Raw genomic sequence first — 19,471 nt, forward strand, 5'->3', positions numbered from 1 at the left:
ATGAAAAATTACATATCTCTCTTCCTATTAGCACTTATAACAAGTTGTACTAGTGATTTTGAAAAAATAAATACAAATCCCAACTTTCCTGTTGATGTAGAACTCAGTTTATTATTTCGTAAAGTTATTTACAATTATGGAGAGGCAATGTCGTATGAAGGTTTTGTTGCAGGTAATTTATTAAGTCAGCAACTTACTGCTTTAGATTTTAATTTATTTGATCGTCATGCTTTAAAATCACCACAATTAGGTGGGAATCCATGGCCTGTATTTTACACTAATCTAAGAGACAATGAAATTATCCTAAACAAAGCCAAAAATAATCCAACATTTAAAGTGTATGAAGGCCCTGCTTTAATTTTTAAGGCATATATGGCTATGGCTTTGACAGATCTTTTTGGAGATGTTCCCTATAGTGATGCTTTTAATGGAGATAACAAAACTGTTACTCCCAAATACGACACACAAGAAGCTATTTACTTAGCAGATGGAGGTATTTTAGATAGTTTAAAAAAGGGAATAATAGCAATTAAAAATTACACGGGTAATTTACCGCTAACGGGCGATGTTTTATACAACGGAAATCTAGATAGCTGGATTTTATTTGCCAACTCATTACGAATAAAAGCACTTATCCGTATTTCATCAAAACAAGATACAAGAAAAGAACTTCAAGAAATTGTAACCGATGGCAACTACATTACCAACAATGCTCAAAATGCTGTTTTTAATTTTACAGACGGAGAGCCTAATAACTTTAGAATGGCACGTTTACGAGTAGGAGATTTTAACAACTTTGTAATGTCTAAAACTATTGAAGAAATTTTAAAAGAGCTAAATGATCCTAGAATTCAAACTTTTTTTAGGCCCTCTAGTAATATTCCCAGTAATTATAACGGGTTAATTAACGGAATAGACTCTTCAAAAACCACTATTTCATTGGGAGATTATTCATTAGCTGGTTTCATTTTTAGAGAACATGCCGGAAATTTGCAAGCCAATTATATGACCGCTTGGGAAACTAATTTTTTATTAGCAGAAGCAGCTCATAAAGGTCTTATTACCCACGATGCCAAATTACTATACGAATTAGCTACCGAACAAGCCTTTAGTTACTGGAACACCAACATACCTAATGATTACCTTACAACAACTGCTAGTTTTGACGACACAAAAGCCCTTGAGCAAATTATTACACAAAAATGGATTGCTAATATTATTAACGGCTATGAAGGGTGGATAGAATATCGTAGAACTGGGTTTCCTAATCTAAATCCTATTTCAGCAAGTTTAAATAACAATTTAATTCCTGTAAGAATGCCCTATCCTGCAGAAGAAGCCTCTTTAAATAAGATAAATTACGAATTAGCTGCTCAAGCTACTAATGGTAATAGTATTAATTTTGGTGTTTGGTGGAATAACTAAAGTAAGAAATTAAAATTTTCTCAGAACATGTACAACCAATGAAAGAAATAATATACATTTGGCAATGGGGTTTGCTACTTAGTACCAGCTTAGTATTTTTAATATTAGCACCTTTTGCCCAAACCAATCAAACTTTCTTTAAAGCTACACACAATAAAAAAGCACCTAATACATTATTACTCACAGGTAGCTTAGTCATCTCTTGGATTTTTGCTAAAAGTATTACCAATGCCGCTAATTTAGGCTTACAATTTGGACTTGTAGGAGGGGTTGCATATGCACTGTATTACCTTTCGTTTGCCGTTGCTGGAATAATTATATATCAACTACGTACCAAAGGAGGTTTTAAAAGCATTCATGACTTTTTAGGTATTCGATTTGGTAATACCGCTATTCTTGTATTTTCAATTTTAATTCTCATTAGACTATTTAACGAAGTTTGGTCAAACACCATGGTTATTGGTTCTTATTTTGGAGCTGTAGGTAGCTCTTCATACTACACTTCTATTGTGGTTTTTACACTTTTAACCTTGACTTACGCTTTAAAAGGAGGTTTGAGTAGTAGTATTTTTACCGATGCAATTCAAATGTTATTTTTCTCTGTACTTTTGGCTATTATTCTTTGGAATATTTATTCTACTAAAGGTATAAATTACGAAATCGTTTCAAATTCTGGTGAGTGGACGATGGCTTTAGGAGGAAACTTAGCTATCGCTGCTTTTTTACAATCGTTTAGCTATCCTTTTCACGACCCAGTGTTAACCGATCGTGGTTTTATAAGTAATCCGAAAACAACCCTAAAAAGCTTTCTTTGGGCTACTGTTATTGGGTTTTTATGTATTGTTTTATTTAGTTTTGTAGGTATCTTTGGAAAAATCAATGGCCTTAATGGTCAAGCAGCTGTTGCTTTTAGTAAAACCTTAGGTGTTGGAATGTTATTAGTTGTTAATTTTATTATGATTACCTCAGCTGCATCTACCTTAGATTCTACATTTTCATCAACAGCTAAGCTTTTTGCTATTGATTTAAACATTAACCCCTCTGTTTCATTTGGTAGAATAATAATGCTACTCATTGCTATTATAGGAACTCTTCCTGTGTTCTTAAACGCTTCAATTTTATCAGCAACCACTATTAGCGGTACTATGGTTATTGGACTAGCTCCAGTTTTTATATTATGGAAGTTAAAACCTCCTAAAATTAGTTACTACTTATCTGTAGGCACTGGTATTATCATTGGATTTTTATTAGTTTTTGATGCCTTTCCTTCTTTGTTAATTTTTACTTCTGGCAAGTATGCCAATTTACTTTGGAGCAATGTTTGGGGAAGTATTCTTTGTTTTACTCTTTATTTAATTCCGTTATGGATACAAAAACAACATACATAAACGTTAAAGGAAAAGTACTTTTGTTTGGGGGTGTTTACAGCAATCTACAAGCTTTAGAAGCTTTAATTAAAGTCGCTGAAAAGGAAAATATAGCACCTGAAAACTGTTTTTGCACAGGTGATATTGTTGGCTATTGTGCACAACCAGAAGAAACAGTACAAGCCTTTATAAACTGGGGAGCACATAGTATTATTGGAAATGTAGAACAACAGTTACGAAATAGAGAGGTTAATTGTGGTTGTGATTTTACAGAAGGTTCTCGTTGTGATGTTTTTTCAAAAGCATGGTATCCTTTTGCTCAAAACCAACTTTCGGAAGCTTCAATTAATTGGATGCAAACCCTACCCAATTATATCTCTTTTACTTATGCAAATAAAAAGATTTTCATGGTACATGGTTCATACCATTATATTTCTGAATTTATTTTTAAATCTACTCCATGGAAAAATAAAATTTCATCATTCAATGAAACTAATTGCGATGTAATTGTTGCTGGACATTCCGGACTTCCTTTTACAGATGAAAAAGACTCGCTTCTTTGGTTAAACCCGGGAGTTATTGGCATGCCTGCTAACAATGCAAAACCACATGTTTGGTATGCCATTTTAAATGACACTAATGGTTTTTCATACTCTTTTCATACTCTTTCTTATAATTATAAAAAAGCAAATACATTAATGACTGAACAACAGCTACCTCCTGCTTATGCACAAACATTACTTACAGGTTTTTGGGACAATATGGAAATTTTGCCCCAAGAAGAACGACTATGGAAAGGACGAGATTTATTTAAAATTATAAATCATTAATTCATTATTTTTATTGCTGAAATTTATAGCTCCTATGGAAAGATACCTAGAAATCGTAAAAAACTCCTACACTGGTTATTGGAACTACTTAAAACAATCTGTTTTGTTTGAAATTCAATGGGAAAATTATTTTTATGGTTTAATTATAATTTCTCTTATTGTTTGGGGATTAGAAATTATCTTTCCTTGGCGCAAAAACCAACCTTTATTTCGTAAAGATTTTTGGCTAGATACTTTTTACATGTTTTTCAATTTCTTTTTACTAAACCTCATCGTTCTTATTGCCTTATCAAATACAGCAGAGCAGTTTTTTAATGATATTTTAGGTTTAGTTGGATTATCGGTTGCTAATTTTCAATTATTCGACATCAACACATTTCCTTATTGGGCGAGACTCTTAGTATTTTTTATTAGTATTGATTTTGTACAGTGGTTCACTCATACATTATTACATCGATATGAATTTTTATGGAACTTTCATAAAGTGCACCATTCCGTAAAACAAATGGGGTTTGCTGCCCACTTACGTTACCATTGGATGGAACCCGTAGTATATAACTCTATGAAGTATATTCCGCTTGCTATTATGGGCGGATTTACAGCACAAGACGTTGCTATTGTTCATTTTTTCAACATTACTATTGGTCATCTTAATCATGCCAATATTAACTGGGATTACGGTTGGTTAAAATATATTCTGAACAATCCAAAAATGCATATTTGGCATCATGCAAAAGAGCTTCCTGAAGGCAGAAAAATGGGAGTAAACTTTGGAATTACGCTAAGCATATGGGATTACATTTTTAAAACTGACTACATTCCTTACAATGGGCGTGATATTGAATTAGGTTTTGACGGGGATGAAAAATTCCCTAAAGACTTTATTCACCAAGAAATATATCCAATAGGAAAAAAATAACATTTTAAGTCTTTTTTAACCTATTACTTAATACTTTCAATTAGCTGTTTTGCTGCCAATTTGTATCTTTAGCTTTTTAAAAATAAACAGATGAAGTATATAAAAATTCTATTCTTATTTATTGTCGTTCAAGTTACTGCACAGCAAGGAGGTATGTGGATTCCTTCTCTTTTAGAAGGAATGAATGAACAAGAAATGACCTCTTTAGGAAGTAAACTTACCGCTAAAGACATTTATGATGTAAATAACTCAAGTTTAAAAGATGCTATTGGGCATTTTAACGGAGGTTGTACTAGCGAAGTGATTTCTCCTGAAGGATTAATTTTAACCAATCACCACTGTGGTTTTGGGCAAATTCAATCTCACTCATCTTTAGAAAATGATTACCTAAAAGATGGTTTTTGGGCGATGAATAAAAAAGAAGAATTACCTAATAAAGGGCTATATGTTGAATTTATTGTTCGTATTGATGATGTAACTACCAAAGCATTGAATGGGGTTACTGATACTATGACTGAACGTGAAAAACAATCGACTATTGATAAAAACATCAACGAAATTCAAAAAACAGTACAAAAAGAAACATGGCAAGGTGTTAAAATAAAGCCATTTTACAAAGGCAATCAATATTTCTTATTTGTTACAGAAAAATTTGAAGACGTTCGTTTAGTAGGTGCACCACCAAGTAGTATTGGAAAATTTGGTAGTGATACCGATAACTGGGTTTTCCCTCGTCATACAGGAGATTTTTCATTATTCAGAATTTATGCTGATAAAAACAATCGTCCTGCTAAATACAGCAAAGACAACGTTCCTTACAAACCAAAGCACTTTTTACCAGTTTCTTTAGATGGAATTGAAGAAGGTGATTTTACTATGGTTTTTGGTTTCCCAGGTCGTACTAATGAATATTTACCAGCTGTTGCTATTAAACATATTACACAAGAGTTTAACCCGAGTAACATTGCTATTAGAGAAGCTGCATTAAAAGAAATTGATGCACAAATGAAAGCTAGTGATGCTGTTCGTATTAAATATGCTTCAAAACAAGCACGTATTGCAAATGCTTGGAAAAAATGGATTGGTGAAAATCTAGGAATTAAAAAGAGTAATGCTATCGCAGAGCGTCAAGCTTTTGAAGCTACTTTCAAAAAAGCATTAAAAGAAAAAGGATTAGAAAAAACCTACGGAAATATTCTTCCTGAGTTTGAAAAATTATATACAGACTTTGCTGATATTAATATTAAAAGAAGAAACTTTATTGAAGTTTTCTTAGTTACCAACGAGTTGATGCAAATGACTTTTAGAGCGTATCAGTTAGAACAAGTAGCTTTAAATAAACCTGAAAAGTTTGAAGAAGCTAGAACTTCTTTGGTAAATCGAATTAAAGGAATTCATAAAAACTTTGATGTAAATGTTGATAAAGGAGTGTTTAAAAATGTAATGCCTTTATACAATCCTACTAATGTAGATGCTTCTATTTATGACAAAACAAATTTTACTGATTTAAATAAAGCTTTACAATTATTAGAAGGAGACGCTAAAAAGGTGGTAAAAAACTTAAACAAAGATGCTGCTTACCAATATGCTAAGCCTATGATTGAAGAGTTTTACACAAAAATCAATCCTGAGTTTCAACAGAAAAATCAGCCAATTACAGCGTTACAAAAAACATACATGAAAGCATTAATGGAAGCATTACCAAATGCACGCTATTTTCCTGATGCTAATAGCACTTTACGTGTTACTTACGGTCAAGTTCGTGGATACTCTCCTAGAGATGCTGTGTACTACAATCCTGTAAGTTATTTAGATGGTGTTATTGAAAAATACGTTCCTGGTGATTATGAATTTGACGTTCCTCAAAAGTTACGCGATTTATACGACGCTAAGGATTTTGGACAATACACTGATAAAAACGGAAAAGTTCCTGTTTGTTTCTTAGGAACCAATCATACCACAGGTGGTAACTCTGGTAGTCCTGCTATTGATGCACATGGAAACTTAATTGGTTTAAACTTCGACCGTGTATGGGAAGGAACGATGAGTGATATGAATTACGATCCTGAAATTTGTAGAAATATTATGGTTGATGTTCGCTATGTATTATTTATTGTAGATAAATATGCAGGAGCAAAACACTTAATTGAAGAAATGAAGTTAGTACACCCAAAGAAAAAATAAAACGTTTTTCTAAATAAGAATAGCTTAAAAAGCGAGGTTTGTATTTCACAACCTCGTTTTTTTTTATGCAAATAAACAACTCATTCGAGATTAAACTCTAGGCTATCTGTGATTAAAAATATTGACCTATACCAAACACAAATCCTTTTGATCCATTCTTTGTAAGCCCATGCCCATAATCAATTCTAAAAGTTGCATTAAATATTTTTTTATTAATGAAACGTAAACCTATACCTGAATAAACTTTCATATTATCACTATTGATAAAATCATCAAAACTTCCTCCTGGATTACGCCACGTTCCAGCGTCTACAAACACATTACTTTGAATAACAAACCATTTTTTTTCATACAGCGTATGCCTATATTCGGTATTCCAAACAATACTTCCAGTACCTCGATCAACTAAAATACCAACTCCTCGTAAATTCAAATTATTATCTAAAGCAAATGGAGCAAATGGAGTATCATCATTAGATGACAAACCAAAACGCAATCTGTTTGCCCAATTTCCTTTTTCACCTATTCTTTTAAAGTAAAAAAAGTCATTCCAAAAAATTAAAAAATCATTCTGATATTCATTTTCAGAAGTTACATACTGTCCATGAAACTCATTTTTTATTCCGTTAATGTATTGATAATTATAATCTAGATTATCAAAAACATAAATTAGCTTCAGTAGCTTTTTATCTACATTTAACTCAGTAGGAACATCCGATGAAGTACTTCCACTTAAATAATTATACTTTTCCTCAAAAAAATTAATTCCAAACTGAAACTGATTTTTAAAATTGTGTTGGTATAAAGCCAAAGCTTCATAAGAAATATTCTGATACTTATAATTGGCTGATTCACTACCAAAATACAGTGGTTCTTCACTTATCCAGTTTTGATGATTTAATGACACTCCCCATTTTGCTGAAAATAACGTAGGAGCCCTAAAATTAATTCCATAAGAATCAAAACCATTGTATTGGTAAAACCCGCCAAGGGTCATGTTCCTCCCCAAAAAGTTATACTCACCTACTCCTATTCTGTAGGCTAATCTTTGATTGATTGTTTTATGAAAATTGACTTCTGGAATTATTGTAAAATTCTCTTCTACAGTTACAACAACATTACATTTACCCTCAGAAAATACTGTTTTAAAATATGCATTAGAAATTGCTGGTAAGCGCTTCAAACGAATCATATCTTCTTTTAATACCATTGAATCAAGCACTTTATTTTCTTTTGATTTCAGTATTTTCTTTAAAACATGTGCTTTCGTTTTTTTAGCTCCTGAAAAAGTAATTTTTTCTATACTTTTTTCTTGTGAATAACAGTTTACAGACAACCAAAATGTTGCAAGAATTATTGTCTTCAAGAAAAATAGATACTTATTTTTATATTTTTCATTTACTATTTTCATACATCTTTTTTATAGTCAATTCTGCTGGTTTGTTTTGAGGTGTAAACCTATTGTTATCTTCCCCTCCAACTTCTTTATGATTATGAAACCATTTCCAAACAAAACCACCAGCAAACCAATCTTCTTTCCAAAATTGATTATACAAAGCTTGTAATGCTTTTTGTTGGTTTTCTAAATTGATATCTCCTTCTATTCTATCTGATTTCCATGGCTCTTTTCCAGTAAAATTTACACTTCTGTACCCATACTCGGTAAATAAAACAGGCTTATTAAACTTACTTTGAACCTGAATAATTTCATTTTTGTGAGGTTGCCAACCTTTTTCAAAATCTTTAAGAGTTGGGGATTTTTGATCACTTAACGGAAAATAAGCATCAATTCCTATAAAGTCTAAATCCTCCCAAAAGTCTACTCGCTTAAATTCGTCCCAATTTGCTGCATAGGTCAATTTTCCAGAGTATACCTTTCTAATTTTTTTAATGAGTTTTTTCCAGTATTCTGGTCTGTTTATTACAAACTGCTCCAATTCTGTTCCAATACAAAAAATTTCTGCATTAATTTCTTCTGCTACTTTGGCAAAAACGAGGATAAAATCTTCATACGATTGTTCTAACTCTCTCCATTCATCTTCAGATTTCATTTTTATAGTTCCTGTATACACCCCATTCCAAACCCAAATTTGTGGTTTCAACATAATCTTTATTTTACTTTGTTGAAACTCTTTGGCATATTGTTTTACACCTTCTTTTGTCTCTCCAAACCATTGCTTTTTGGAGTCATAAATTACATTTGGAGAAGACAAGCTTTTAACAAAAGCAAAAGGCATCAACGTTACATAATTTGCTGATACCTTTTTTACATCATTAATATGTTTACTTGTTATCTTCTTTGAAGAAGCAACAAAACTAACACCGTTTATCTTTTTTGATTGGCTCGTACGAGAGCTTACCAAAAAAACACAACTTATTATAAAAAGGAGTTTTAGAGTTTTCATTACTCCTCTAATTTACTATTTTTAAAATAATGCCCTTAATCCTACATTAAAACTTTGTCCTAGCCCATTGTTGTTTCCTCTAACAAAGTTACTGTACAAAACCTCCAAGTTTAAAACACTGGTTAATTGATATTTTCCTCCCAAACCTAAAGCTGTATAATCTTGTGTAAAATCTCCAAATCTTTGTGAATGTTGAGAAAACACTAATACGGTAGACTTTTCGTTGGGAAAATAACTAAAGAAAACACCAGGAGTTAACAAAAAAGTATTGTTCGCAAAGCTATCCTCATCACCAAAATTGTACTCCGTATTTAACTCTGTAAATAACTGCCATTTTCCACTAGAAAAAGTATAATCGTAAAAAAATCGATTCTGAAAAGTCCATGCTGTTTGATCTAAAAAGACACCATTTTCTGTTTCATTACTCACCAAAGGAATATGTATTGCTGATTGAACGGAAAAGTTTCCTACATTTTTTAATGGTTGAAACTTAATAGCTGGTGCAATTGATGTAATTCCTTTTCTTTCAGAATTTGGGTTATCTTCTAAACTAAATACTGATAATGCTTGACGCCCTCCTATTGTGTTTGAACGAAACTCTACAATTGCTCCTACGTTAATACGGTTATTTTTAGAAATTCCAGTGAAAGCTTCCAACGTTGAAGTAAAGTAATTCTCTCTTGCTTTCGATTTGGTGTTACCATCTGCATCTGCAAATTTTGTTTCAGTATATAGGTTATTAAACCATTTAATATCCCACTGACCATTATTTAAAAGCTTAGATGGTGTATATGTTTGAATATTTGATTTTTCTGCTTTATCATCTTGAGCATTTGAAAGTTGCACTACAAAAAACAGTAAAACTGTAAGGCTTGCTAATTGTCGTTTCATAAGGTTAATTTTTTATATAGATCTTAAGTCGCTTAAGAAAAACTTCTCTTACAAAGCTCTTTTATTTAAAATCATTCTAAATTCAATTCCTTTATTAAGTTCTTAACTTTAGCAACGACCTAAACAGCAAATCAACATTTATGGAGCACGTTGTTATTATTGGTAATGGAATTTCTGGAGTTACAGCCGCAAGGCATATCAGAAAATTATCAGACAAAAAAATTACCCTTATTTCTTCTGAAACTGATGAGTTCTTTTCAAGAACAGCTTTAATGTATGTGTACATGGGACACATGAAATTTGAACATACACAACCTTACGAATCTTGGTTTTGGAAAAAAAACAGAATCAATCTCAAAAAAGGGTTTGTTTCAAAAGTACATTCATCAGAAAAAGAAATAGCCTTTAGCACTGGAGAAAAACTGTCTTACGATAAGTTAATTATAGCCACTGGCTCTAAACCTAACAAGTTTGGTTGGCCTGGACAAAACTTAAAAGGTGTTATGGGAATGTATCATAAACAAGATTTAGAGGCTCTTGAACAATATGCTCCAAACAACAAAGTATGTAAAAGAGCTGTTATTGTTGGTGGAGGTTTAATTGGAATTGAACTTGCCGAAATGCTTCATAGCAGAAATATCCCTGTTACCTTTTTAGTTCGTGAAAATAGTTTTTGGGACAAAGTGTTACCCAAGGGAGAATCTGCCATGATAAATCGTGAAATTATAGAAAATCATATCGATTTACGCTTAGGTGTAAACCTAAAAGAAATAAAATCAGATAAAAACGGGCAAGTTACATCTGTAATTATTGAAGAGACTGGTGAAGAAATACCTTGTAATGTTGTTGGTTTGACTGCTGGTGTTTCTCCTAATATTGACTTTTTAAAAGATTCGAAAATTGAACTTGGTAGAGGAGTTAAAGTCAATCGTTTTTTAGAAACCAATATCAAAGATGTGTATGCAATTGGAGATTGTGCAGAACAACATGAAGCAATTGGTTTACGTCGTCCTATTGAAGCTGTTTGGTACACTGGTAGAATGATGGGGGAAACTGTTGCACAAACTATTTGTGGCAATCGAATTCAATACAAACCAGGGCACTGGTTTAACTCAGCAAAATTTATTGATATTGAATACCAAACTTATGGTTGGGTATGGCCGCAACCTAAAGAAAATGAAGCTCATTTTTACTGGGAACATGAGAGTGGTAAAAAATGTATTCGAATTAACTATGATAAAAAAACGCAAGAATTCCTTGGTATAAATACATTAGGGATACGAATGCGTCATGAGTTTTTTGACAAAATTTTGAATGAAAAGCAGTCTGTAACTTATACTTTAGAACATTTAGCAGATGCAAACTTCGACCCAGAATTCTATAAACTTCACGAATCAGAAATTGTAGCAAAATTCAACAAAGAAAACAACACCAATATTCAATTAAAAAAGAAAAGCTGGAAGCGAATTTTCAGCAGAGTTTAGGATGAAAATAATAAAACAAACAGGTCTACTTCTATTCTTAATAGGGTTAATCATTTTTTCAGGAGTAATTTTTACGGGTTCTTTTAATTTAAATCAATCAGAACTAGATTCATTTATTACTGAAAAAGGATATAAAAGCGAAATCATAAAAGAGGAACTCAGTAAAGCTATTGTTACCGATGAAAGCTTTAATATTTTTGAATTTTCTAGTCGGGTTAGAAATGCTTATGAAGCATCTAACAATCATTATAATACTCTAATTTCTAAATACGACGCTGAAAAAAATTGGGATAAAAAAGGTGAACAATACCAATATTTAATTTATGGGAAACCCCATACCTTAAGTTATGAGTTAGCTAAAAAAGCTGGAAATGGTTTTGTTAGAAACAACTCAAGTTTGCTATGGTTACTCACTTTTGGTTTAGGTATTTTGGGAGCACTGTTATTTATACTTCCTAATTTTATTTTACTTGGTCCAAAAGGAATAAAGAATAATGGTATTTATTTAGAAGCTAGTACAAATCGAGGATGGATAGCTTGGTTAGTTTTAATTTACTTAGTTGTTTTTTACTTGTTGCTTTATTTTTTTCCTGATTATGTGGTTAACTGGACTTTTATATTAGATCCTATCAGTAAATTTTTAAACGGCGGTGAGGCAAGCCAGTGGTTTGTATACGGTTTTTTATACTGTGTGATTATGCTTACAATGGGAGTGAGAATGTATATAAAGTATAGACACAACAAATACCAAGTTATAAGAACAACTTCTGTTTTATTTTTTCAGATTGTATTTGCCTTCCTTATCCCAGAAATCATGACCAGTTTAAATATGCCTGGGTATGATTTTAAAAATGCTTTTCCGTTAGACTATGATTTCTTTTTTGAATGGAATTTAGATAGTTTAAGAAATAGCGGAGCTATTGGTTTATTTATTTTAGTTTGGGGTATTGTGCTTACGCTTATCATTGTTCCTGTAATGGTATATTTCTTTGGAAAAAGATGGTATTGCTCTTGGGTTTGTGGTTGTGGTGGTTTAGCTGAAACTTTAGGTGATCCATACCGTCAGCATTCTAACAAAAGTATGAATGCATGGAAACTAGAGCGCTGGTTAATACATAGTGTTTTGGTATTTTCGTTAATAATGACCGTTGTAACGTTATACTGTTACTTTACTGGAGCTCAATCTTTCCTTGGAATCAACTCTCAATGGATAAAAGACACCTACAGCTTTTTAATAGGAGCTTGGTTTGCAGGAGTTATTGGTACAGGGTTTTATCCAATTTTTGGAAACCGTGTTTGGTGTCGTTTCGGTTGTCCGTTAGCCGCTTATTTAGGAATTGTACAACGTTTTAAATCTCGATTTAGAATTACTACCAATGGCGGACAATGTATTTCTTGTGGAAATTGTTCTACGTATTGTGAACAAGGTATTGATGTACGTGCATATGCCCAAAAAGGAGAAAATATAGTGCGTGCAAGTTGTGTTGGTTGTGGTATTTGTTCGGCAGTATGCCCTAGAGGAGTATTAAAGTTAGAAAATGGTCCGGAAAAAGGACGTATTAACCCAACAGAGGTTTTATTAGGTAACGATGTTGATTTAATGAAATTGGTAAATGAAAAATAATGTTTTCATACTATGCTTTTTTATTACTTTCTCTTTAGTTGGGCAAAAAACATATCATAAATCATTTTATGAAGAAGGAACATTAAAAGAAGAAGGCTGGCTTGAAAATAATAAAAAAACCGATTATTGGATTTTTTATTACAAAAATGGAAACATTAAAAAAGAAGGAAGTTTTAAAAATAACCTTCCTGTTAAGTATTGGCATTTTTATTATGAAAACTCTTTTAAAAAAAAGGAAGGACATTTTATTAATGGATTACCAAACAAATGGTGGGTCTTTTACAATAATAAAGGAGGTATTTATCAAAAATGTCAAATCAAAAACAATAAAAAAAACGGTTACTGTTTATTATACAAAAAACATAAGGTAACAAAAGCTATAAAGTTTAAAGAAGGACTAAAGCTAAAAGAATGGAATAATTTGTCTTCTTTTGCAAAAGAAAACAATCTCAACGACTTAAAATAATTAATGAATCCACTTATAAAAGTTATCATCCCCGCATATAACGAACAAGATTCCATTGCCCATGTAATCAATGACATTCCTTCCATAGTAGACGAGGTAATTGTTATTAGTAACAATTCAACAGATAATACTGAAACCATTGCTAAAAACGCAGGAGCAACAGTACTTTCTGAAAATAGAAAAGGTTACGGATATGCTTGTTTGAAAGGGATGGAATATATTTCTATTAAAAACGAAAAGCCAGATATCGTTGTTTTTTTAGACGGAGATTATTCTGATTATCCTGAACAACTTACTGAGCTTGTTGCTCCAATAATGAATGATAACATTGATTTTGTAATTGGTGCTCGTGCACAACGACTACGTGAAAAGGGTTCTATGACTCCTCAACAAGTTTTTGGTAATTGGCTAGCAACTACTTTAATGAAGTTGTTTTTTGGTGCAAAATTCACTGATTTAGGTCCTTTCAGAGCAATAAAATATGATAAACTACTAGCTTTAAACATGGAAGACAAAACGTATGGTTGGACAGTAGAAATGCAATTAAAGGCTTTGAAACAAAAATTAACTTATACAGAAATTCCTATGAAATATAGAAATAGAATTGGCGTTTCAAAGGTTTCAGGAACTGTAAAAGGTAGTATATTAGCCGGCATAAAAATTTTAGGTTGGATCTTTAAATATAGCTTTAAATAATGGTTTTAGAATATATAATAATTACGCTATACACTATATCATTAGTACTTATATTGTTATACGCTATAGCTCAGTTAAACCTGCTTATCAACTATTTGAAAGCTCAGAAAAAAAAGGAAAGCACACCCAAATTAGATTTATCTGACATTAACAAAGTTCCGTATGTAACAATACAGCTACCTGTATATAATGAGCTATATGTAATGGAGCGTTTATTACACAACATTGCTCAATTAGAATATCCACGCGAAAAGTTAGAAATTCAAGTATTAGATGATTCTACCGATGAATCAATTGAGAGCACAGCTAAACAAATTAAAGAGCTTCAAAAAACAGGTTTAGACATTCAACATATTAGACGTGAAAACCGTCAAGGATTTAAGGCTGGCGCCCTAAAGGAAGGACTTAAAACGGCCAAAGGTGAATTTATTGCTATTTTTGATGCCGATTTCTTACCTAAGGAAAATTGGTTACTGGAAACCGTTCCGTATTTTAAAGATCCTGAAATAGGCGTAGTTCAAACTCGTTGGGGACATATTAATAGAAATTATTCAACCTTAACAAAAATTCAAGCGTTTGCTTTAGATGCTCATTTTACTTTAGAACAAGTAGGTAGAAATAGCCAAGGACATTTTATTAATTTTAATGGTACTGCAGGTATTTGGCGTAAAGAGTGTATTTACGATGCTGGAAACTGGGAGGGAGATACTTTAACAGAAGACTTAGATTTAAGCTACCGTGCACAATTAAAGAATTGGAAATTCAAATATTTAGAAAATGTTGTTACTCCTGCTGAATTACCTGTAGTTATTAGCGCTGCTCGTTCACAACAATTTAGATGGAACAAAGGAGGAGCAGAGAATTTTCAAAAAATGTTGAAGAGAATTATTACAAGTTCTACTATTCCCTTTAAAACAAAACTTCATGGAACGCTACACTTACTAAATAGCTCTATGTTTACTTGTATCTTTTTAGTAGCTGTTTTAAGTATACCTATGTTGTATATTAAAAATGAATATGCTCATTTAAAAATTTACTTTATAGTCATGAGCTTTTTTATTGTAAGCACCTTTATTTTCTTTATCTGCTACTGGTTTATGTATAAAAGGACTTACGGAGGAGGTTTCTGGAATTTTATCAAATATATTGGCGCCTTTTTCGCTTTTTTCTCTATTGCCATGGGCTTCTCTTTACACAATACAATTGCTGTTTTAGAAGGTCATTTAGGTAAAAAAAGTGAATTTGTAAGAACCCCTAAATTCAATATTAAGTCATTAAAAGATAGTTGGAAAAACAATAAATATATTCGTAAAAGACCCTCTTTACATGTAATCATAGAAGGTTTATTAGCTTTATACTTTGCTTTTGGTATGTATAGTGCTTTTACTGTTGGTGATCAGGGTGGAGACTTTGGTTTGTTTCCTTTTCATTTAATGTTATTTGTTGGTTTTGGATATGTCTTTTTTAAATCGATTTTCTCAAAAGCTTAAATGTCTTTTTTTAAAAAATATAGCTCAATTATACTAACCTTTGTTAGTGTTCTTCTTTATTTTTTATTTGCTTATACAATTGAACGTACCGAATTTAACAAGTTACTTTTTCTCTGGATTAGCCTATTTACTTGTTATTTTGCTCTTTTACAAGATAAAGAATTATCGTTTGCTCATTTAGCTGGAATTTCGGTCTTATTTCGATTGGTTTTCTTTTTTGCTATTCCTAATCTATCTCAAGATTTCTATCGTTTTATTTGGGATGGACGTATGATTTTAGAAGGAATAAATCCTTATTTATCATTACCTCAAACATTTATTGAGCAGCATAACTACCCTATTAACCAAGCTAAGGATTTGTATGAAGGAATGGGAGCCTTAAATGGTAGTCATTACACCAACTATCCTCCAGTTAATCAACTTTGCTTTTTAATAGCCGCCTTGTTTGCTAAAAACAGCATTATTGGGAGCGTTATTGTAATGCGAACACTTATTATCTTGGCTGACATTGGTATTTTATACTTTGGAAAAAAGCTTTTAGAAAGATTACAATTACCCGTTAAAAACATTTTTCTATATGTTTTAAACCCATTTATTATAATTGAACTTACTGGAAACTTACATTTTGAACCTGTTATGTTATTCTTTTTGGTTTGGAGTATTTATACACTACATAAACAGAAGTGGTTTTTAGCAGCTATACTAATGGCTTGTTCAGTTTCTGTAAAACTCATTCCTTTACTCTTTTTACCTTTATTTTTTCAATGGTTTGTAAAAAATGATTTTTCACTCCTTAAAGGATTACAAAAATTAGCATTTTTTTACGGAACTGTAGTTCTAACAATTGTGTTACTTTTTCTTCCTTTCTATTCTCCAGAGTTAATTTCAAACTATACTAACTCTGTTGGTTTATGGTTTAGAAGCTTTGAGTTTAATGCTAGTTTTTACTATTTAGCTAGAGAAATTGGTTATCAATTTAGAGGCTATAATGAGATTGCCATTATTGGTAAAATAATACCTATTCTTACCGTTTGCTTTTTATTAATTCTTACTTTTTTCAAAAAGAACAAGTCAACAAAACAATTAATTCTAAGTATGCTATTTGCTTTGTCTTTCTACTATTTTTCAACAACAACAATGCATCCTTGGTATATAGCAACGCTTTTAATTTTATCTGTATTTACTCAATATCGTTATGCTGTTTTGTGGAGTTTAGTTATTATTCTAAGTTATCAGGCATATGCTAATTCTCCATGGAAAGAAAATCTTTGTTTAATTACTTTAGAATACATTATTCTATACAGTTACTTTATTTGGGAAGTTTTTATAAAAAGAAAACCCACTCAAAATTGAGTGGGAAAAATTGCTATGAAAAAGAAAAAGAAAGTGGTTTAAAAACCACTGTTCAAATATAAATAAGATTTTTCTTTTCACAAATATTTTTTTTAAGTTTTTTCACTTTTTTTAAACTTTAACTTAAAGTTTTCTTAACTCATTGTTTTTCAAGATATATTTATCTCCACTTTCTGGGCAAGTAGCCAAACCTTCATCATCAAAATTTAACCGATGTCCGTACTCACTAATCCACCCTATTTGTTTTGATGGGTTTCCTACAACTAACGCATAAGGTTTAACTTCTTTAGTTACCACTGCTCCTGCTCCTATAAAAGCGTATTCTCCAATATTGTTACCGCATACAATTGTTGCATTTGCTCCTATACTCGCTCCTTTTTTAACAATTGTTTCTAAATACTGATCTTGTCTTTTTATGGCGCTACGTGGATTAATTACATTGGTAAAAACCATAGAGGGTCCTAAAAAGACATCATCTTCGCATCTAACACCCGTATATATAGAAACATTATTTTGGACCTTTACATTATTCCCTAAAACAACCTGAGGCGACACTACTACGTTTTGTCCAATATTACAATTATTACCAATGTTACAATTAGGCATAATATGGCTAAAGTGCCATATTTTAGTTCCTTCTCCAATTATACAACCATCATCAATAACTGCTGTCTCATGTGCAAAAAACATTTTATCTGTATCCATATATAACAAAAATAAAAAAAACTCAACCAGTTGGCTGAGTTTTTACTTTTTATTCCACTCTAAAAGTAATTGGTAGCGTATATTTTACTTTTACTTCTTTATTATTCTGTTTTCCTGGAGTAAATTTTGGAATTTTATTTACTACTCTGTTTGTTTCCTTTTTTAATTTAGTATGTGGTGCCCTAATTTGAATATCCGTAACATTACCTAACTTATCAATAACAAACTGTGTCAATATTTTATATTTACCAGAATTTAATCCTACATCTTGCGCCAATTCTGAGTTAAAATTCCGCTGTATATGTTGTTGCATTTTTCTTTCAAAACATTTTATATTTTCTTCTTCTGAGAGTCCTTCACAACCTTTAAAAACTGGAGTGTTTTGGACATTCTTAATTGAAATTGGATCATCACTATCTTCTATAGTTTCAGTTTCTTTTAACTCTGAAATTTGATTTAAATCAATAGGTTTTTCATCTATAGAAAAATCTATTACAGTGGTGTTTTCCGTATTATTATCTACTACTTCTGGTTTAAATACTTCTTTAATTACACGCTCTTGCTTTGGCTTTTCTATTTCTTTTACTTCTCTTTTTACAATAACAGGAATGTCAAAAGTGTAAACTTTCTCATAATCTTGTGCATTAGTAGGTTCAACTACCGCTGTATCTTTAACTGTTTCGTGCTCTAAAACAAGAAAAACGACAAACAAAGTTAGCACTAAGCCTAATTGTGTAAAAATAGTTGAAAATTTTTCTAATTGCTTTTTAGCATGCTTCTTAGGTGTTTTCATAGTATTTGTTTTTTATGTTAATACTATGTTAAAAACAAGAAACGTGCCAATAAAAAAAGACAATCCGTTTTAGATTGTCTTTTTTTATCTTTTAGTAAGTTTCCACTACTCTACATTAAATGTAATAGGTAACGTATAACCTACTCTTACTGGTCTACCTCTTTGTCTACCTGGTTTCATTTTAGGTATTTTCTTAGCAACTCTTTCTGCCTCTTTTTTTAATCTTGGATGAGGAGCTCTTGCCGCTACACTAGTAATAGTACCGTCCTTATCAATTTTAAACTGTACATAAATTCTTTTCTTACCTGGAGATAAACCTAATTCATTTGCTAATTCTGCATTAAAGTTACGTTGAATATGCTTCTGTAACTTTTTATTCAAACATGCTTTCTTTTGAGCTTTTGTTCCACTACAACCAGGAAATACAGGAACTTCCTCAATAATAGCGAATGGTACATCTTCTACCACTTCTTCAACCTCTTCAACCTCTTGAATATCTTCTACCTCTACAGCTTCAGATTCATCAGTTTCAGTTGATTCGATAACTGTTTCTTCAATCTCTTCTTCGTCTTCTACTACTTCAATTTTTTCAGGAGCTGGTGGTGGAGGTGTATTTGGTTTTGGCTTTGGTGGCTCAATTTGAAGCTCAATAGTTTCTTCTTCAATATCAGTAGCCATGTTAGCCATACCTAACTCTCCATACTCTTTATCATATGTCTTATTCTCAATAGCAACATACGTTACAAATAAAGCTAAAACCAAACCTATTTGCATAAATAGTTTACTATAGTTCTCTAAGTTTGATTTTGGATTTTTCTTGATTTCCATCCTAAATGTTT

17 protein-coding genes are annotated in these 19,471 nt (G+C 31.6%); 11 read left to right on the forward strand and 6 right to left on the reverse strand.

All coding sequences use genetic code 11. The features are described 5' to 3' along the window. The 5 genes from ACXIHB_RS09345 (at position 1) to ACXIHB_RS09365 (ending at position 6,725) form a co-directional block, all read left to right on the forward strand. Positions 1-1,425, forward strand: coding sequence for a SusD/RagB family nutrient-binding outer membrane lipoprotein (locus ACXIHB_RS09345; protein WP_462098109.1), 1,425 nt, complete (start codon positions 1-3; stop codon positions 1,423-1,425). A gap of 38 nt (positions 1,426-1,463) precedes the next feature. Further along, entirely contained in the window at positions 1,464-2,813 is a 1,350-nt protein-coding gene (locus ACXIHB_RS09350) for a sodium:solute symporter family transporter (protein WP_462098110.1), read from the forward strand. Next, positions 2,789-3,622, forward strand: a complete 834-nt coding sequence (locus ACXIHB_RS09355; RefSeq protein WP_047787886.1) for a metallophosphoesterase family protein — start codon at positions 2,789-2,791, stop codon at positions 3,620-3,622. Before ACXIHB_RS09350 ends, ACXIHB_RS09355 begins: the two co-directional genes overlap by 25 nt. A 34-nt stretch (positions 3,623-3,656) precedes the next feature. Further along, positions 3,657-4,541 carry a sterol desaturase family protein gene (locus tag ACXIHB_RS09360; protein WP_167712784.1) on the forward strand — a complete coding sequence of 295 codons (885 nt, stop codon included), beginning with the start codon at positions 3,657-3,659 and terminating at the stop codon, positions 4,539-4,541. Between the two features lie 90 nt (positions 4,542-4,631). After that, positions 4,632-6,725, forward strand: a complete 2,094-nt coding sequence (locus ACXIHB_RS09365) for a S46 family peptidase (protein ID WP_047787888.1) — start codon at positions 4,632-4,634, stop codon at positions 6,723-6,725. A 112-nt stretch (positions 6,726-6,837) separates the two neighbouring features. Here ACXIHB_RS09365 and ACXIHB_RS09370 read toward each other — a convergent pair whose 3' ends face one another. From ACXIHB_RS09370 to ACXIHB_RS09380, 3 genes are read right to left on the reverse strand one after another with little or no spacing between them, the layout of a single operon-like run. Beyond that, positions 6,838-8,136, reverse strand: a complete 1,299-nt coding sequence (locus ACXIHB_RS09370) for a POTRA domain-containing protein (protein ID WP_462098111.1) — start codon at positions 8,134-8,136, stop codon at positions 6,838-6,840. Further along, a complete protein-coding gene (locus tag ACXIHB_RS09375; RefSeq protein ID WP_462098112.1) occupies positions 8,120-9,130 on the reverse strand; it encodes a glycoside hydrolase family 113 in 1,011 nt (336 codons plus the stop codon). Before ACXIHB_RS09375 ends, ACXIHB_RS09370 begins: the two co-directional genes overlap by 17 nt. 21 nt (positions 9,131-9,151) lie before the next feature. Continuing rightward, the gene (locus tag ACXIHB_RS09380; RefSeq protein WP_281980097.1) at positions 9,152-10,021 is read right to left on the reverse strand and encodes a transporter; all 870 of its coding nucleotides are present in this window, start codon (positions 10,019-10,021) and stop codon (positions 9,152-9,154) included. 140 nt (positions 10,022-10,161) lie between these two features. Between ACXIHB_RS09380 and ACXIHB_RS09385 the strand changes: the two genes are divergently transcribed. The 6 genes from ACXIHB_RS09385 to ACXIHB_RS09410 are packed head-to-tail and all read left to right on the forward strand — an operon-like array spanning position 10,162 to position 17,134. Continuing rightward, complete coding sequence (locus ACXIHB_RS09385) at positions 10,162-11,505, forward strand: NAD(P)/FAD-dependent oxidoreductase (protein ID WP_462098113.1); 1,344 nt, start codon at positions 10,162-10,164, stop codon at positions 11,503-11,505. A 1-nt stretch (position 11,506) separates the two neighbouring features. Next, the gene (locus ACXIHB_RS09390) at positions 11,507-13,129 is read left to right on the forward strand and encodes a 4Fe-4S binding protein (protein WP_462098114.1); all 1,623 of its coding nucleotides are present in this window, start codon (positions 11,507-11,509) and stop codon (positions 13,127-13,129) included. Then, positions 13,119-13,595, forward strand: coding sequence for a toxin-antitoxin system YwqK family antitoxin (locus tag ACXIHB_RS09395; protein WP_047787893.1), 477 nt, complete (start codon positions 13,119-13,121; stop codon positions 13,593-13,595). The genes ACXIHB_RS09390 and ACXIHB_RS09395 overlap by 11 nt, the downstream gene beginning before the upstream one ends. A 3-nt stretch (positions 13,596-13,598) precedes the next feature. Further along, complete coding sequence (locus ACXIHB_RS09400) at positions 13,599-14,291, forward strand: glycosyltransferase family 2 protein (RefSeq protein WP_437823493.1); 693 nt, start codon at positions 13,599-13,601, stop codon at positions 14,289-14,291. Next, entirely contained in the window at positions 14,291-15,781 is a 1,491-nt protein-coding gene (locus ACXIHB_RS09405; RefSeq protein ID WP_167712775.1) for a cellulose synthase family protein, read from the forward strand. The genes ACXIHB_RS09400 and ACXIHB_RS09405 overlap by 1 nt, the downstream gene beginning before the upstream one ends. After that, a complete protein-coding gene (locus ACXIHB_RS09410; RefSeq protein WP_462098115.1) occupies positions 15,782-17,134 on the forward strand; it encodes a mannosyltransferase in 1,353 nt (450 codons plus the stop codon). It begins immediately after the preceding gene. A 123-nt stretch (positions 17,135-17,257) separates the two neighbouring features. Here ACXIHB_RS09410 and ACXIHB_RS09415 read toward each other — a convergent pair whose 3' ends face one another. From ACXIHB_RS09415 to ACXIHB_RS09425, 3 genes are all read right to left on the reverse strand, one after another. Continuing rightward, positions 17,258-17,839, reverse strand: coding sequence for an acyltransferase (locus ACXIHB_RS09415; RefSeq protein WP_047787897.1), 582 nt, complete (start codon positions 17,837-17,839; stop codon positions 17,258-17,260). A 49-nt stretch (positions 17,840-17,888) separates the two neighbouring features. Further along, a complete protein-coding gene (locus ACXIHB_RS09420; protein ID WP_167712771.1) occupies positions 17,889-18,632 on the reverse strand; it encodes an energy transducer TonB in 744 nt (247 codons plus the stop codon). A 105-nt stretch (positions 18,633-18,737) separates the two neighbouring features. Continuing rightward, positions 18,738-19,460 (reverse strand): energy transducer TonB, encoded by a 723-nt coding sequence (locus ACXIHB_RS09425; protein ID WP_047787899.1) that lies wholly within the window; start codon positions 19,458-19,460, stop codon positions 18,738-18,740. Between the last annotated feature and the right edge of the window lie 11 nt (positions 19,461-19,471).

The organism is Tenacibaculum sp. IMCC1 (assembly GCF_054906355.1).

Bases quoted from the DNA above. Each gene is read 5' to 3' on its own strand.
- ACXIHB_RS09365 (WP_047787888.1), top strand. From the start codon at position 4,632: ATGAAGTATATAAAAATTCTATTCTTATTTATTGTCGTTCAAGTTACT.
- ACXIHB_RS09385 (WP_462098113.1), top strand. From the start codon at position 10,162: ATGGAGCACGTTGTTATTATTGGTAATGGAATTTCTGGAGTTACAGCC.
- ACXIHB_RS09345 (WP_462098109.1), top strand. From the start codon at position 1: ATGAAAAATTACATATCTCTCTTCCTATTAGCACTTATAACAAGTTGT.
- ACXIHB_RS09380 (WP_281980097.1), bottom strand. From the start codon at position 10,021: ATGAAACGACAATTAGCAAGCCTTACAGTTTTACTGTTTTTTGTAGTG.
- ACXIHB_RS09400 (WP_437823493.1), top strand. From the start codon at position 13,599: ATGAATCCACTTATAAAAGTTATCATCCCCGCATATAACGAACAAGAT.
- ACXIHB_RS09405 (WP_167712775.1), top strand. From the start codon at position 14,291: ATGGTTTTAGAATATATAATAATTACGCTATACACTATATCATTAGTA.
- ACXIHB_RS09415 (WP_047787897.1), bottom strand. From the start codon at position 17,839: ATGGATACAGATAAAATGTTTTTTGCACATGAGACAGCAGTTATTGAT.
- ACXIHB_RS09410 (WP_462098115.1), top strand. From the start codon at position 15,782: ATGTCTTTTTTTAAAAAATATAGCTCAATTATACTAACCTTTGTTAGT.
- ACXIHB_RS09370 (WP_462098111.1), bottom strand. From the start codon at position 8,136: ATGAAAATAGTAAATGAAAAATATAAAAATAAGTATCTATTTTTCTTG.
- ACXIHB_RS09395 (WP_047787893.1), top strand. From the start codon at position 13,119: ATGAAAAATAATGTTTTCATACTATGCTTTTTTATTACTTTCTCTTTA.
- ACXIHB_RS09375 (WP_462098112.1), bottom strand. From the start codon at position 9,130: ATGAAAACTCTAAAACTCCTTTTTATAATAAGTTGTGTTTTTTTGGTA.
- ACXIHB_RS09425 (WP_047787899.1), bottom strand. From the start codon at position 19,460: ATGGAAATCAAGAAAAATCCAAAATCAAACTTAGAGAACTATAGTAAA.
- ACXIHB_RS09350 (WP_462098110.1), top strand. From the start codon at position 1,464: ATGAAAGAAATAATATACATTTGGCAATGGGGTTTGCTACTTAGTACC.
- ACXIHB_RS09360 (WP_167712784.1), top strand. From the start codon at position 3,657: ATGGAAAGATACCTAGAAATCGTAAAAAACTCCTACACTGGTTATTGG.
- ACXIHB_RS09390 (WP_462098114.1), top strand. From the start codon at position 11,507: ATGAAAATAATAAAACAAACAGGTCTACTTCTATTCTTAATAGGGTTA.
- ACXIHB_RS09420 (WP_167712771.1), bottom strand. From the start codon at position 18,632: ATGAAAACACCTAAGAAGCATGCTAAAAAGCAATTAGAAAAATTTTCA.
- ACXIHB_RS09355 (WP_047787886.1), top strand. From the start codon at position 2,789: ATGGATACAAAAACAACATACATAAACGTTAAAGGAAAAGTACTTTTG.